This is a genomic window from Flavobacterium cerinum (assembly GCF_024496085.1).
GTDB classification, from domain to species: Bacteria; Bacteroidota; Bacteroidia; order Flavobacteriales; family Flavobacteriaceae; genus Flavobacterium; species Flavobacterium cerinum_A.
Map to the genome: position 1 here is coordinate 1 of NZ_CP101751.1, position 14,315 is coordinate 14,315.

At 38.3% G+C, this 14,315-nt stretch carries 13 protein-coding genes; 6 read left to right on the forward strand and 7 right to left on the reverse strand.

Annotation, left to right across the window (positions count from 1 at the left end):
- Genes dnaA through NOX80_RS00015 form a run of 3 tightly spaced genes read left to right on the forward strand, consistent with a single transcriptional unit; the run spans position 1 to position 2,623 of the window.
- Positions 1-1,428, forward strand: coding sequence for a chromosomal replication initiator protein DnaA (gene dnaA / locus NOX80_RS00005; protein WP_256551307.1), 1,428 nt, complete (start codon positions 1-3; stop codon positions 1,426-1,428).
- Between the two features lie 5 nt (positions 1,429-1,433).
- Positions 1,434-1,901, forward strand: coding sequence for a low molecular weight protein-tyrosine-phosphatase (locus NOX80_RS00010; protein ID WP_256551308.1), 468 nt, complete (start codon positions 1,434-1,436; stop codon positions 1,899-1,901).
- Positions 1,898-2,623 carry an SAM-dependent methyltransferase gene (locus NOX80_RS00015; protein ID WP_256551309.1) on the forward strand — a complete coding sequence of 242 codons (726 nt, stop codon included), beginning with the start codon at positions 1,898-1,900 and terminating at the stop codon, positions 2,621-2,623. Before NOX80_RS00010 ends, NOX80_RS00015 begins: the two co-directional genes overlap by 4 nt.
- Here NOX80_RS00015 and NOX80_RS00020 read toward each other — a convergent pair.
- From NOX80_RS00020 to dapF, 4 genes are all read right to left on the reverse strand, one after another.
- Positions 2,620-3,261, reverse strand: a complete 642-nt coding sequence (locus tag NOX80_RS00020; protein ID WP_256551310.1) for a peptidoglycan-binding protein LysM — start codon at positions 3,259-3,261, stop codon at positions 2,620-2,622. The genes NOX80_RS00015 and NOX80_RS00020 overlap by 4 nt on opposite strands.
- A 352-nt stretch (positions 3,262-3,613) precedes the next feature.
- Complete coding sequence (gene mltG / locus NOX80_RS00025; protein WP_256551311.1) at positions 3,614-4,654, reverse strand: endolytic transglycosylase MltG; 1,041 nt, start codon at positions 4,652-4,654, stop codon at positions 3,614-3,616.
- Positions 4,655-4,667: 13 nt separating this feature from the next.
- Positions 4,668-5,198: a GNAT family N-acetyltransferase gene (locus tag NOX80_RS00030; protein WP_256551312.1), complete on the reverse strand. Its 531-nt coding sequence runs from the start codon at positions 5,196-5,198 to the stop codon at positions 4,668-4,670.
- A 9-nt stretch (positions 5,199-5,207) separates the two neighbouring features.
- Positions 5,208-5,990 carry a diaminopimelate epimerase gene (gene dapF, locus NOX80_RS00035; protein ID WP_256551313.1) on the reverse strand — a complete coding sequence of 261 codons (783 nt, stop codon included), beginning with the start codon at positions 5,988-5,990 and terminating at the stop codon, positions 5,208-5,210.
- 201 nt (positions 5,991-6,191) lie between these two features.
- Here dapF and NOX80_RS00040 point away from each other — a divergent pair, with 201 nt between their 5' ends.
- The 3 genes from NOX80_RS00040 to NOX80_RS00050 all read left to right on the forward strand — a co-directional run bounded on the left by NOX80_RS00040 (position 6,192) and on the right by NOX80_RS00050 (position 10,230).
- Positions 6,192-7,586 carry a trypsin-like peptidase domain-containing protein gene (locus NOX80_RS00040; protein ID WP_256551314.1) on the forward strand — a complete coding sequence of 465 codons (1,395 nt, stop codon included), beginning with the start codon at positions 6,192-6,194 and terminating at the stop codon, positions 7,584-7,586.
- A gap of 139 nt (positions 7,587-7,725) precedes the next feature.
- Positions 7,726-9,177 (forward strand): glyceraldehyde-3-phosphate dehydrogenase, encoded by a 1,452-nt coding sequence (locus tag NOX80_RS00045; RefSeq protein WP_256551315.1) that lies wholly within the window; start codon positions 7,726-7,728, stop codon positions 9,175-9,177.
- Between the two features lie 84 nt (positions 9,178-9,261).
- Positions 9,262-10,230 carry a D-2-hydroxyacid dehydrogenase family protein gene (locus NOX80_RS00050; RefSeq protein ID WP_256551316.1) on the forward strand — a complete coding sequence of 323 codons (969 nt, stop codon included), beginning with the start codon at positions 9,262-9,264 and terminating at the stop codon, positions 10,228-10,230.
- A gap of 100 nt (positions 10,231-10,330) precedes the next feature.
- On the opposite strand, the gene NOX80_RS00055 is transcribed toward NOX80_RS00050, so the two are convergent.
- The 3 genes from NOX80_RS00055 to NOX80_RS00065 form a co-directional block, all read right to left on the reverse strand.
- A complete protein-coding gene (locus tag NOX80_RS00055) occupies positions 10,331-12,595 on the reverse strand; it encodes an aconitate hydratase (RefSeq protein ID WP_256551317.1) in 2,265 nt (754 codons plus the stop codon).
- A gap of 295 nt (positions 12,596-12,890) precedes the next feature.
- Entirely contained in the window at positions 12,891-13,259 is a 369-nt protein-coding gene (locus tag NOX80_RS00060; RefSeq protein WP_256551318.1) for a hypothetical protein, read from the reverse strand.
- 51 nt (positions 13,260-13,310) lie between these two features.
- Positions 13,311-14,264, reverse strand: coding sequence for an AAA family ATPase (locus NOX80_RS00065; RefSeq protein WP_256551319.1), 954 nt, complete (start codon positions 14,262-14,264; stop codon positions 13,311-13,313).
- Positions 14,265-14,315 lie beyond the last annotated feature (51 nt).

Below are 14,315 nucleotides of genomic sequence, written 5' to 3' on the forward strand. Positions count from 1 at the left end.
ATGAATAAAACTGCGCAATCGGTATGGGATAACTGTCTATCGTTCATAAAAGACAATATTCAGGACCAAGCATATAAAACATGGTTTGAGCCAATCAAAGCTGTTGAGCTTACTGATAACGCATTATATATTCAGGTACCTAGTAAATTTTTCTACGAATGGTTGGAGGAACATTATGTAAAGCTACTTAAAGTTGCCTTGACTAAAGAACTTGGTGCAAGCGCAAAGTTACTTTATAAAATTAAAATGGAACACACTTATGGCAACAAACTACCGTTTACGGAACAATTGCCAAGTGTTAGCCGTCCTCAGGTAAAACCACAGGAAGTTGACGTACCGATTCAGAATAAAAACCCGGAATTGAAAAACCCGTTTATTATTCCCGGAATCCGAAATGTAAAAATTGAATCTCAGTTAAATTCCAACTATAGCTTTGATAATTTCCTGGAAGGGGAATCCAATCGTTTAGCGCGTTCTGCCGGTATGGCTGTTGCCAACAAACCGGGCGGAACCTCTTTTAACCCACTATTATTTTTTGGTGGCGTAGGATTAGGGAAAACGCACCTTGCACATGCTATCGGTGTGGAAATCAAAGAAAAACACCCGGAAAAAACCGTGTTATACATTTCTGCCGAAGTGTTTACACAACAATATATTGATTCGGTTAAAAAGAATACCCGAAACGACTTTATCCATTTTTACCAGTTAATTGACGTACTTATCATTGATGACGTACAGTTCTTATCCGGTAAAGCCGGTACACAGGATGTATTTTTCCACATTTTTAACTACCTGCACCAAAACGGAAAACAGGTTATCCTTACTTCCGACAAAGCGCCTGTTGATATGCAGGACATTGAACAACGTTTACTTTCCCGTTTCAAATGGGGACTTTCGGCTGAAATCCAACAACCGGATTACGATACCCGTATTGCTATCCTGAAAAACATTTTATACCGTGACGGTGTTGAAATGCCGGATGAAATCGTGGAGTATGTAGCCAAAAACATCAAAACCAACGTTAGAGAATTAGAAGGTGCTATCATTTCATTGATTGCACAGTCTTCATTTAACAAACGTGAAGTTACAACTGAATTAGCCAAACAGGTTGTTGAGAAATTCGTAAAGAATGTAAAACGCGAAGTTTCGATCGATTATATCCAAAAAGTAGTATCCGATTATTTTCAATTGGATATTGAAACACTTCAGTCCAAAACCCGAAAGCGTGATGTGGTTCAGGCTCGTCAATTAGCTATGTTTTTTGCTAAAAAATTCACGAAAGCCTCCCTTGCCAATATCGGGTCGCAAATCGGAGACCGGGATCACGCTACCGTATTACACGCCTGTAAAACCGTTGACAACCTGGTTGCCACTGATAAGCAGTTTAAAAAATACGTAGACGATATTCACAAGAAGTTATCCCTATAATATTCATGCCTACGAAAATTCTGATGGTCTGTCTGGGGAACATTTGCCGATCCCCTTTAGCTGAGGGAATCTTACAAAGCAAACTCCCGGCAACCTCTTTTATTGTAGATTCAGCAGGAACGGGAGGTTGGCATGCCGGAGAACTACCGGACAAGCGTTCGATTCTTACCGCCAAAAACAAAGGTATCGACATTACCAATCAACGGGCCAGACAATTCAAACTCGCTGATTTTCAGAATTTCGATTATATCTTCGCCATGGATAATTCCAACTACAAAGATATTATCCGCCTGGCGCCGGACGAAGCTTCCAAAAACAAAGTAAAGCTTATTTTAAACGAATTATACCCCGGTGAAAACATTCCGGTTCCCGATCCTTATTACGGCGAACAAAACGGTTTTGAACAGGTTTACAATCTACTGGATGATGCCTGCACTATTATCGCCGACAAATTAAAAAAACAACATCTATGAAACCTTTAACTTTTTATGGCAAATTATATCTGATCCCTACAACTTTAGGCGAAATGAATCCTGAAGATGTATTACCTCAAACCATAAAAAGAAGTATTGATTTCATTGATCACTACATTGTTGAAAACGAAAAGACAGCTCGTCGTTTTATAAAAAGTGTTCATCCCGAGAAAAAGCAACCGGAATTAAAAATTTCAGTACTCAACAAGCACACTGAAACTTCTGAACATAACGTTTTTATTCAGCCGCTACTGGAAGGTCATAACATCGGCTTAATGAGTGAGGCCGGTTGTCCCGGAGTTGCCGATCCCGGCGCTGCTATTGTTAAAATCGCACATGAAAAAGGCATACAAGTAGTCCCGTTAGTAGGTCCGTCGTCCATTCTTCTTGCCATTATGGCTTCCGGAATGAACGGTCAGAGCTTTGCTTTTAACGGTTATCTTCCTATTGATAAATCGGAGAAAAAACAAGCACTTAAAAATTTTGAAAAGCTATCATTCGACAAAAATCAGTCACAGCTTTTTATAGAAACCCCTTACCGTAACAATAAGCTCATTGAAGATTTGTTACAGATTTTGCAACCTAGTACGCATTTATGTATTGCTTGTGATATTACATTGCCAACCGAATTTATCAAAACCAAAACGGTTAACGAATGGAAAAAAAATAAGGTCGATTTACATAACCGACCTTGTATATTCATTATTCATAAAATGAATTAATTCATCTTTACCTTAGCATTGGGATTTGCCACAATGTTTGAGGTATCATAGCCTCCGAATTTTCTCAGGTAACTTTTTAAAGATGTCCCGAATCCATCGGTAAATCCGTTATTACCATTACTTTTAAGGAAACTTTTTACAGAACCCGCTCCACCTAAGTGCGCTGCGGCAAGAATGCCTGATTCCGTTATTTTCACTCCTTTAATGATCTTCCCTTCATAACGATCGATCTCTTTTCGGAGCTCCCATTTATTACGGGCTAAAAGTGCTTTAAATGCTTTTTCCTGCATTCTAGGGTTTTTCAAAAACTCAGCTACATCATAAATACCAACAGTTCGTAAAGTGCTTTTCCCGAACTGGTATTTCCCCATATATCCAAAAGGATTTACCAGATTATACAATCCCAGCGATTCTTTCATCGCGATGGCTTGTTTAAAGCCTACATAAGATTTACCGGTAAATGGGAAATTAAAAAATACTTTGCTGGTTTCTTCTTCAGTGGGAACTAAATACGTGATTACTTCATCATCCTCAACATGAAATCCTTCTAACTTCTCTACTTCAAAGACTTTAAATCCTGAACTGATTAAGGTGATTAGGAGAATCATTCCTAAAAAGTACGTCCATTTTTTTATCATAAGTTTTGATTTCTCAAGCCCTGTCACCATCTTGAAATTTCTGTTTGCAAATATAGGACATTTTTTATAAACCTGAAAATCAAGCTGTTAAAGTTTTCTAAAAACAAACCTAACACTCTCTTAACTCCTGCTTAACGCCCTGAAACCGCTGACTCACAGCAAAAGACACTCAATTTCGGAGTCTTCCAAAAAAAGTAAAATAGCATCCAAAACCGGCCTATTTTACAAAACGCACCCCAATATATAGATTAGGACTAAATAAAAACAAAAGGGTTAAAGCCCAAAAAACAAGGCCTTACGTGTAATTCGTAAGGCCTTGTTTTTTTTCAGTCTTTGCAATTCAGCAATTTTATTATCGATTGATTCCCTGCTTCGCTAACCAATCTACATATTTCTTTTTATTAACACCATGTTGTGCTAAAGTAGCCGCAAATTCATGATATCCGAATTTCTCTACACTAGCACAGAAATAAATATAATCGTGCTTCTCTGCGTTTAAAACCGCATCAATAGCATTAATATCCGGCATAGCAATCGGTCCCGGAGGCAATCCGGTATGGATATACGTATTATATGGTGACTTAATTTTCAAATCTTCATACAATACTCTTTTTATCACACGGTCAAAATCACCGGTTTCTCTTTTTACCGCATAAATTACAGTAGGATCCGCTTGTAACGGCATATCAACTTTTAAACGATTCAGGTACACTCCCGCCACTCTCGGTCTTTCATCAACCTTAGCTGTCTCTTTATGTACAATAGCAGCCAAAGTTGAAACTTCAATTGGCGTTAAACCCAGAGCTTTAGCCTTTTGTACACGCTCGTCGTTCCAAAACTTTCTATATTCTTTGATCATTTTATCTCGAACTTTTACTGCTGTAGTATTCCAGTAAAATTCATAAGTGTTCGGAATAAACATACTCAATATATTTTCTTTATTAAAGCCGTTTTCAGCCATAAAAGTAGAATCCGTAAACGTTTGTGTTAACGTAATACTATCCGGTTCAATCTGACTGGATAAACGTTGTACCAATTTTCCTAAAGACTCCTGATTATTGAAAGCCATTTTTACCGGAACGTTTTTACGCAAAGAACGTACAACATCAAAACTGCTCATTCCTTTTGTTAACAGGAACTTTCCGGAAACCACATTTTGTTCGTAACCTCTTTTGGAAGCCACAAAATCGAAGTTTTCCATATTTTCAATATAAGGTTCCAGTATTTTTTGTACTTGCGGATAAGTAGCATCCGTCGGAACATAAACAAACAATTCGTTTTCCGAGAATTTTGTATTCGCCGAAAACACTTTATTATACAGTATATACCCGTAAATCAAAGCACCGAATAGCAATACTACCGAAAAAATGCTGATAATTTTCTTTACTTTCAAAATAAGATACGATTTAAGATTGATGAATTAACTGATACATCCCTTCATCGGTAAACTGGTGCTGTGACCGCATCCAATCCTTTTTTACCCCGATGCATCGGAAGCCAAAAGTAGTAAAAAGCTTGATACTCGCTGCATTTTCCTGACTAATATTTGCATACAGCTGATGTAATTGTAACTGTCTGAATGCGTAATCAATAAGCAATCCTAAAGCTTCTTTTCCCATCCCCTGATTCCTGTTTTCGTTATTTTTTATTACGATACCGATTCCGGCTCTTTGATTCCTGGGATCAAAATCAAAAAGATCGATTAGTCCGATTGCTTCAAAACTACCGCTACGACATATTGCCAGGCGCAACTGTTTCGCCTCATAAATATCCTGTTGTGCATTTTCCAGATATTGCCGAATCAGAAAACGACTATAGGGTGTTTGCGTATTACTAACTTCCCAGATATTTTCATCGTTTTCAATTGCATATACAAATTCCAGATCTTCCGGTTCGAGTGCACGCAGGTATATGGTATCGCCTGTTAAGGTTATCACTTTTTACAATTATGAGTTTATTTCTCCTTTAAAAACAAAAGTAGCCGGACCTTTTAGAAATACATCGGTATAAAAACCGTTTTTCTCCTGAAAACGCACTTCCAACTCTCCGCCTTCAACATCTAATGTAATTACTGAACTATCTGTTTTTCCGGTTGCTTTCATGGCTATTGCTACCGCAGTAACCCCGGTTCCACAAGACAATGTTTCATCTTCAACTCCTCTTTCATAAGTTCTTACCGCAAAGCGATCACTTCCGGTCTGAGATACAAAATTCACATTACTTCCGGCCTGGCCGTACAATTCACCGTAGCGAATACGAGCTCCTTCGTTTTTTACGTCAAATATCTTAAGATCCTCCACCAATTCAACATGATGCGGTGATCCGGTATTTAAAAACACATGATTCGAATGTCTTTCAACTGTATCCACGTCTTTCATTTGTAAGGACACAATGTTATTTTCATCTACAGTAGCATGATGCAATCCGTCAGTTGCAATAAATGTGGCTGTATCTTTTATAATTCCTAACTGTCGGGCAAAAGCCACAAGACAACGTCCTCCATTACCACACATTGAACTTTCATTACCGTCAGAATTATAATAAACCATTCGAAAATCTGTCGATTCGTCATTTTCCAACAAGATCAGACCGTCGGCTCCAATGCCAAAACGTCTGTCGCACAAACTATTAACCAGATTGGTATTGTTTTTGGGGAAAGTTAATTGTCGGTTATCGATCATGACAAAGTCATTTCCGGTTCCCTGATATTTATAAAATTGTATTTTCATTTGTCCTGATCAATAAGGCTTTTTTAAGACGGATTTATTCTGTTATAAATGTATGTTTCGTATTGTTAATACGAAGTTACGGATAAACAAAAGTACAAATATTAATGACACGTTAAAGATTGTTAAACGGGAGTTAAACCCTTTTTTTGAATTATTGAAGTTTATAATTTTACTGTTAAATAATTAAATATGCCAGCGAATATGAAACGATTATCAAGTTTATTCTTAGTATCCCTGTTAAGCGGGGCTACAACCTTAGGAGCTTACAAACTTTTATTTGACCGATCAGCTTCTTCCGATTCCTCACTTTCAGTCGCGCCCAACTATACCCGAAATGTAAGCCTTGGAGCTGCTGATAATTTAGATTTTACCGCTGCTGCCGAAAGTGCGGTTCATTCTGTAGTACACGTAAAAAATGTTTCGGTTTCCCGAATTCCAACCAATCCTTTAATGGAGTTTTTCTACGGTTACCGCGGTGACCAACAACAAACCCAGATTGGTACCGGTTCCGGTGTTATTATAACGGAAGACGGCTATATCGTAACGAACAACCACGTAATTCAGAATGCAACTGATCTGGAAGTTACTTTAAACAACAACAAAACGTACAAAGCCAAACTAGTCGGAACCGACAGTAAAATGGACATTGCTTTATTAAAAATCGATGCTGATGAAAAGCTACCGTATGCCACTTTCGGAAATTCCGACAATATTAAAGTCGGCGAATGGGTCTTAGCCGTTGGTAATCCTTACAACCTTACTTCGACTGTAACTGCCGGTATTGTGTCGGCAAAAGCCCGTAATTTATCAAATAACGGCATCCAATCCTTTATTCAAACCGATGCTGCCGTAAATCCGGGGAACAGCGGTGGCGCATTAGTCAATACCCGCGGCGAACTAATCGGAATCAACACCATGATTTCTTCCGTGACCGGTTCTTATGTAGGTTATTCCTTTGCCGTACCTTCCAACATTACGCGTAAAATCATTGAAGATCTAATGGAATACGGCAATGTACAACGTGGCGTATTAGGTGTTGAAGGAACCGATTTAAACAGTGCGGCTTCAAAAGAATTTGGCGTTAAGCTGACACAAGGTTTTTATGTTACCAATGTTTCCAAAAAATCAGGAGCTGAAAAATCCGGTTTAAGAAAAGGAGACATCATTGTAAAATTGGACAATCAAGCGATTAATTCCTATGCTGATCTTTCTTCTTATATTAATACAAAACGTCCGAATGATGTTGTTATCGCCGGAATTATTCGCGAAGGAAGTCGCAAAGACATTAAAATCGAATTAACCAAACGCGAATTATTGAATTATGATTTTAACGGGCTAGAACTGGAAGATATCGGAGCACCCGAGAAGAAAATGTTTAACATTGATTATGGTGTCAAAATAAAAGATGTTACCAGTGGTAATCTACTAAAATATGCGAATGATCTTAAAGGAAGCATCATTCTGAATGTTGACGGTGCGAAGGCAACCGACATCGAAACCGTATCAAGAGCTTTATCCCGAAAAGGGGAAGGACAATCGGTTCGATTAGAATTAATTACCCGAAAAGGAGCCTTAGTTCAGGTAATCACTCAATAAAAATATCCTTAAAACAAACCCTGCTTTCGAGCGGGGTTTTTAATTTTAAAAAAGTTCTTTTTTCTCAAAACAAATTCAGTAAAAATCAATACTTTTGCACCAATTTTATTAACAACACAATCCTAACTTTTTTACTATAATGAACAACAATAGTGCTGTTTACGAGAAAGAGTTGGCTTTTCAAGCAGACAGAAGAAGAGCCGGCGTTGAATTTATCAAAATCATTAGCGACCTATGGTATGACAAGTCGATCGAATTGGTTCTTTTCAGAAATCAATTAATCGACCGAAATGTAAGCGACATCATCAACTTACATGAATATGCCGGAGAATTTGTTCAGAAACCAATCAACATTTTTGATTCTGTAGAAATTGCCAGAGCTATCGAAGCATTAGACCTTCCTCCTTCCCGTATTGATATCGGAAAATTAACTTACGAATATCATTTGGAAGATGACAAATACAATGATGCTACCGCTTTCGTAGTAGACAAACTAAAAAATGCGAAAGAGACGAAAGACATCCAACCAAAAGACGTTGTTTTATATGGTTTCGGACGTATCGGCCGTTTATTAGCTCGTGAGTTAATGTCAAAAATCGGAAAGGGACAACAACTTCGTTTAAGAGCTATTGTTACCCGTGATAAAAATGATGCAGTTCTTTTAGAAAAACGTGCTTCTTTATTACGTTATGATTCCGTTCACGGTGATTTCGAAGGTTCTGTTATTGCTGATCCTGAAAACAACGCATTGATCATTAACGGAACTACTGTTCATATCATTACTGCGAATTCTCCTGAAGAAATCGATTATACAAAATATGGTATCAACGATGCATTGATCATTGATAATACCGGTGCTTTCACAACAGAAGAAGCATTAAGCCGTCACCTAACTTCAAAAGGAGCTGACAAAGTATTATTAACAGCACCTGGTAAAGGCGTTCCGAATATTGTTTACGGTGTAAACCACGAAGATTACAACCCGGATGAAGTAAAAATCTACTCTGCTGCCTCTTGCACAACTAACGCGATCACTCCGATCTTAAAAGCGGTTGAAGACACTTTAGGTGTAGTTAAAGGACACTTAGAAACAATTCACGCTTATACAAACGACCAGAATCTGGTTGATAACATGCACAAAAAATACCGTCGCGGTAGAGCTGCTGCCCTAAATATGGTTATTACCGAAACAGGAGCCGGAAGTGCGGTTGCCAAAGCATTACCTTCGTTAGCCGGAAAATTAACTTCAAATGCCATCCGTGTACCGGTTCCAAACGGGTCATTGGTTGTATTAAACCTTGAAGTTAACAACGCTACAACTAAAGAAGGAGTTAATGAAATCATGAAACAATATGCCTTAGAAGGTGAATTGGTAGAACAAATCAAATATTCATTAAACAACGAATTGGTATCTTCTGATATCGTTGGTACTTCAGCACCTTCTATCTTCGACAGTAATGCTACAATTGTATCTGCCGACGGTAAAAACGTTGTAATGTATGTATGGTATGACAACGAATACGGATATAGCCATCAGGTAATCCGTTTAGCTAAATATATTGCAAAAGTAAGACGTTACATGTATTATTAATCGTTTTGCCTTACAAAGCCTTTAAAGACCGCCTCAAATATTGAGGCGGTTTTTTTATCTTTATATATCTCAATATTTACAATTATGAAAATCATCATTCCGGACGATTATCAAAATACCGTTCGTCAGTTAAATTGTTTTAAACTAATAGCCGATCAAGATGTTACAATCTATAATGATACCGTAAAAGATATCGATGCTTTAGCAGAACGATTCGCTGACGCAGAAATTTTGATCTTAATACGGGAACGTACCGAAATAACCGAAGCTTTACTAAACCGGCTACCCAAATTAAAATTGATCAGTCAAACCGGCAAGATTTCCAATCATTTGGATCTTAACGCCTGTACCCGTCATAATGTCGCTGTAGCTGAAGGAATCGGTTCTCCAATTGCTCCGGCTGAACTTACCTGGACTTTAATCATGAACGCGGTTCGCAAACTTCCGCAAGCTATTCAAGCGATGCAAAACGGACTATGGCAAACCAATATCGGATCTACTATTCACGGAAAAACGATCGGTATTTGGGGCTATGGAAAAATCGGTCAAAAAATCGCTTTATACGCCAAAGCATTCGGAGCAAATGTACTGGTCTGGGGAAGTGAAAATTCCAGAAATCAAGCTTTAAAAGACGGTCATTCAGCCGCAGAAAGTAAATCTTTTTTCTTTCGCAATTCAGATATTGTAACGCTACATCTTCGTCTCAACGAAAGTACTCACGAAATCGTAAAGGAAAGTGACTTGCTAATGATGAAGCCGAATGCCATTATTGTCAATACCAGCAGAGCAGAATTAATTCAGAAAAATGCTTTGATCAACTCTTTACAACAAGGTCGTCCGGGTTTTGCCGCTGTAGATGTATATGAATCAGAACCGATTACCGATATCCATTATCCATTATTACAAATGCCAAATGTGATCTGTACGCCTCATTTGGGCTATGTGGAGCAAAACAGTTATGAACTTTATTTCGAATATGCTTTTAAAAACATAATCGCCTTTATCAACCATAATCCTATCAATATTGCTAATCCGATAGTTCTAGGGATTTGAAATCTGACTGGTTTTATACCTGACAGGTTTTAAAAACCTGTCAGGTATAAAAAAAGGGTTGCCGAAAAGACAACCCTTTAATTTTATAATTAAAACTTGATTATGCTTTACCGGCAGCAATCAGGTTTAAAGCAGAACCTGCTACGAACCAGCCAATCTGACCTTCGTTGTACGTATGGTTTGCCATGATGATATCTTTTGAACCGTCAGCGTGAACAAATTCTAAAGTCAATTGTTTTCCTGGTGCAAATTCTTTTAAGTCTAAGAAATTGATTACATCATTCTCCTGGATTTTATCGTAATCTGCCTCGTTAGCAAACGTTAGGGCTAACATACCTTGTTTCTTAAGGTTTGTTTCGTGGATACGAGCAAAAGATTTTACCAATACCGCTTTTACCCCTAAGTGACGTGGCTCCATAGCAGCATGCTCACGAGAAGAACCTTCACCGTAGTTATGATCACCCACTACGATTGACGGCACACCAGCTGCTTTATAAGCACGTTGTACTGCCGGCACTTCACCATATTCACCTGTCAACTGATTTTTCACGTTGTTCGTTTTTTGGTTGAATGCATTTACTGCACCAATCAACATATTGTTTGAAATATTATCCAAGTGACCACGGAAACGTAACCAAGGACCTGCCATAGAAATGTGGTCAGTTGTACATTTTCCGAAAGCTTTGATTAACAGTTTCGCTCCGGTAATATTTTCACCATCCCAAGGTTGGAAAGGAGCTAATAATTGCAGACGCTCTGACTCTGGAGATACTTCCACTTTAACACCAGAACCGTCTTCAGCCGGTGCCTGATATCCAGGATCTTCAGCATCAAATCCTTTTTTAGGTAATTCATCACCACTTGGTTCGTCTAACATTACTTCCTGACCTTCTTCATTGATCAATTTGTCAGTTAACGGATTGAATCCTAAGTCACCTGCAATTGCCAAAGCTGTAACTAATTCCGGAGAACCTACGAATGCTAATGTATTCGGGTTACCGTCAGCACGTTTCGAGAAGTTACGGTTAAACGAGTGAACGATTGTATTTCTTTCTTCTTTTTCTGCACCTTCTCTATCCCACATACCGATACATGGTCCGCAAGCATTTGCGAATACCGTTGCTCCGATTTTATCGAATGTATCGATAAATCCGTCACGTTCGATTGTATAACGAACCAACTCCGATCCCGGTGTGATTGTGAATTGTGCTTTTGTTTTTAATTTTTTATCCGCTACCTGTTTTGCTAAAGAAGCAGCACGGGCGATATCTTCATAAGAGGAGTTCGTACATGATCCGATCAAACCGATCTCTACTTTTAACGGCCAGTTGTTTTTCTCCGCTTCTTCTCTCATTTTAGAGATCGGCGTAGCCAAATCCGGAGTAAAAGGTCCGTTTAAGTGCGGCTCTAATTCAGAAAGGTTGATTTCAATTACCTGATCAAAATACTGTTCCGGGTTCGCATAAACCGCTTCATCAGCTGTTAAGTATTTTGCTACTTTGTTTGCCGCATCAGCAACATCTGCACGTCCGGTTGAACGTAAATAACGATCCATAGAATCATCATATCCGAAAGTTGAAGTCGTAGCACCGATTTCAGCTCCCATATTACAGATTGTTCCTTTTCCGGTACAAGACATTGAAGTTGCTCCTTCACCGAAATATTCAACGATAGCTCCGGTTCCTCCTTTTACAGTAAGAATACCTGCTACTTTTAAGATTACGTCTTTTGGTGCTGTCCATCCTGACAATTTACCGGTTAATTTAACACCGATTAATTTCGGGAATTTCAATTCCCAAGCCATTCCTGACATTACATCTACTGCATCAGCTCCACCAACTCCGATCGCTAACATTCCTAATCCACCGGCATTTACCGTATGTGAATCCGTTCCGATCATCATTCCTCCTGGAAAAGCATAATTTTCTAATACTACCTGGTGAATAATTCCCGCTCCCGGTTTCCAGAATCCGATTCCGTATTTATTAGAAACAGAAGACAAGAAATCAAATACTTCACTACTTTGTGATTTTGCTCTTGCCAAATCGGTTTTAGCATCCACTTTTGCCTGGATCAAGTGATCACAGTGTACTGTTGTCGGAACTGCTACTTTATTTTTTCCTGCGTGCATAAACTGTAACAATGCCATCTGTGCTGTTGCATCCTGACACGCTACTCTATCCGGTGCGAAATCTACGTAATCTTTACCTCTTGTAAAAGCTTGTGACGGAGTTCCCTCCCACAAGTGTGAATATAAAATCTTTTCCGATAATGTTAGCGGACGACCAACTAACTCACGTGCTTTATCTACACGTTCCGCCATGTTGTCGTACACTTTTTTAATCATTTCAATATCAAAAGCCATACTATGAATGAGTTATGTTATTATTTGTTTGTTCTTCAAAAGTGGTACAAATTTAAACAATCTTAATGAGATTTGAAACTTTTTAGTATTTCTTTAATTTCAAAGAATTATTATTTATAAACATTCTATTTTACTGATTTTTTTTCAACGATACTAGGTAAATCATTGATTTTATTAGAAATTCGTAAAATTTTAATTTTATATTGTCGATTTCTAAAAAAACATACCCATTTTATGCAAAAAAGCCATTCTCAATTCCTTGAAAACGGCTTAAAAACGGTCTATATCCGTGTAATTACGGTTCTATTTTTACTGTTTCTTGCTGATTAAAATATTTATAAAGCAACATGGCCGACAAAACTGCTCCTATCAGACTAAACAGGCCACCTACAGACAATAATTGTATTGCTTCGGAATTAACCGTCGGGAATTTTCGATAATCGGATATTACCGCCAGGAGCAACCCAAACGACACCAACCCGACTAACAGCCCCAGAAAAACACCAAAATAACGATTCTTAAAAACCAACTGTATAATCATGATCGCCATTACGATAATCATCAGGTAATTGATTTCCGACCGAACGATTAAAGTCTCCACAAAACTGAAAACCGCCAGTCCGATCAGTACTATTTCCGGCACGTTTTTTATACTATTTTTCATTTTATAAAGGTTTTGGTTAGTCTTATCAAAAACGAAAAAAAACAGAAAAAATTATAACAATTTCGCAATAATCATTTCTTCCGTTATCCCTTCAGCATCCGCTTTATAATTCTTAATAATTCTGTGGCGTAAAATCCCTGTAGCTACTGCTTTTACATCTTCAATATCCGGTGAGAACTTACCTTTTAAAGCGGCATTGGTTTTTGCTGCTAAAATCAGATTCTGAGAAGCACGAGGTCCCGCTCCCCAATCCAGATAATTCTTTACATAATCTGTTGCCAACGGATTATCCGGACGTGTTTTACTCACCAATGTCACCGCATATTCAATCACATTATCCGCTACCGGAATACGTCGGATTAAATACTGGAAATCAATAATCTCCTGAGCCGAGAACAATGGATTCACTTTTACATTATTATCCGATGTTGTACTTTTCACCACTTGTACTTCCTCTTCGAAAGTCGGATAATTCAATTTAATTGCAAACATAAAACGATCCAGCTGCGCTTCCGGCAACGGATAGGTTCCTTCCTGTTCAATCGGGTTTTGCGTTGCCAGTACGAAAAACGGCAAATCCAGTTTATAATGATGTCCGGCAATCGTTACCGACTTTTCTTGCATTGCTTCTAAAAGCGCCGCTTGTGTTTTCGGAGGCGTACGGTTAATCTCATCCGCCAGAATAATATTAGAAAAAACCGGTCCCTTGATAAATTTAAAGGTACGCGTCTCGTCCAGAATTTCACTTCCCAAAATATCGGACGGCATCAAATCCGGCGTAAACTGAATTCGTTTAAAGTCCAGTCCCAACGCCTGAGAAATTGTATTTACCATTAAGGTTTTGGCTAATCCCGGAACTCCTACCAACAAGGCGTGACCTCCGGCAAAAATACTCAGTACAATCTGATTCACCACTTCATCCTGACCGACAATAATTTTAGCAATTTCTTCTTTCAGGGCTTTTTGTTTCTGAACCAGGTTCTGAATAGCTGCAACGTCTGACATAATATTATATAGGTATCTGTTTAAATTAAAAAAGAGTTAGCTTTAAATTCA

Coding starts and splice junctions, on each gene's coding strand:
- NOX80_RS00015 (WP_256551309.1), top strand. CDS start 1,898: ATGAAACCTTTAACTTTTTATGGCAAATTATATCTGATCCCTACAACT.
- dapF (WP_256551313.1), bottom strand. CDS start 5,990: ATGAAAATACAATTTTATAAATATCAGGGAACCGGAAATGACTTTGTC.
- NOX80_RS00050 (WP_256551316.1), top strand. CDS start 9,262: ATGAAAATCATCATTCCGGACGATTATCAAAATACCGTTCGTCAGTTA.
- dnaA (WP_256551307.1), top strand. CDS start 1: ATGAATAAAACTGCGCAATCGGTATGGGATAACTGTCTATCGTTCATA.
- NOX80_RS00055 (WP_256551317.1), bottom strand. CDS start 12,595: ATGGCTTTTGATATTGAAATGATTAAAAAAGTGTACGACAACATGGCG.
- NOX80_RS00010 (WP_256551308.1), top strand. CDS start 1,434: ATGCCTACGAAAATTCTGATGGTCTGTCTGGGGAACATTTGCCGATCC.
- NOX80_RS00045 (WP_256551315.1), top strand. CDS start 7,726: ATGAACAACAATAGTGCTGTTTACGAGAAAGAGTTGGCTTTTCAAGCA.
- NOX80_RS00040 (WP_256551314.1), top strand. CDS start 6,192: ATGAAACGATTATCAAGTTTATTCTTAGTATCCCTGTTAAGCGGGGCT.
- NOX80_RS00020 (WP_256551310.1), bottom strand. CDS start 3,261: ATGATAAAAAAATGGACGTACTTTTTAGGAATGATTCTCCTAATCACC.
- NOX80_RS00065 (WP_256551319.1), bottom strand. CDS start 14,264: ATGTCAGACGTTGCAGCTATTCAGAACCTGGTTCAGAAACAAAAAGCC.
- NOX80_RS00060 (WP_256551318.1), bottom strand. CDS start 13,259: ATGAAAAATAGTATAAAAAACGTGCCGGAAATAGTACTGATCGGACTG.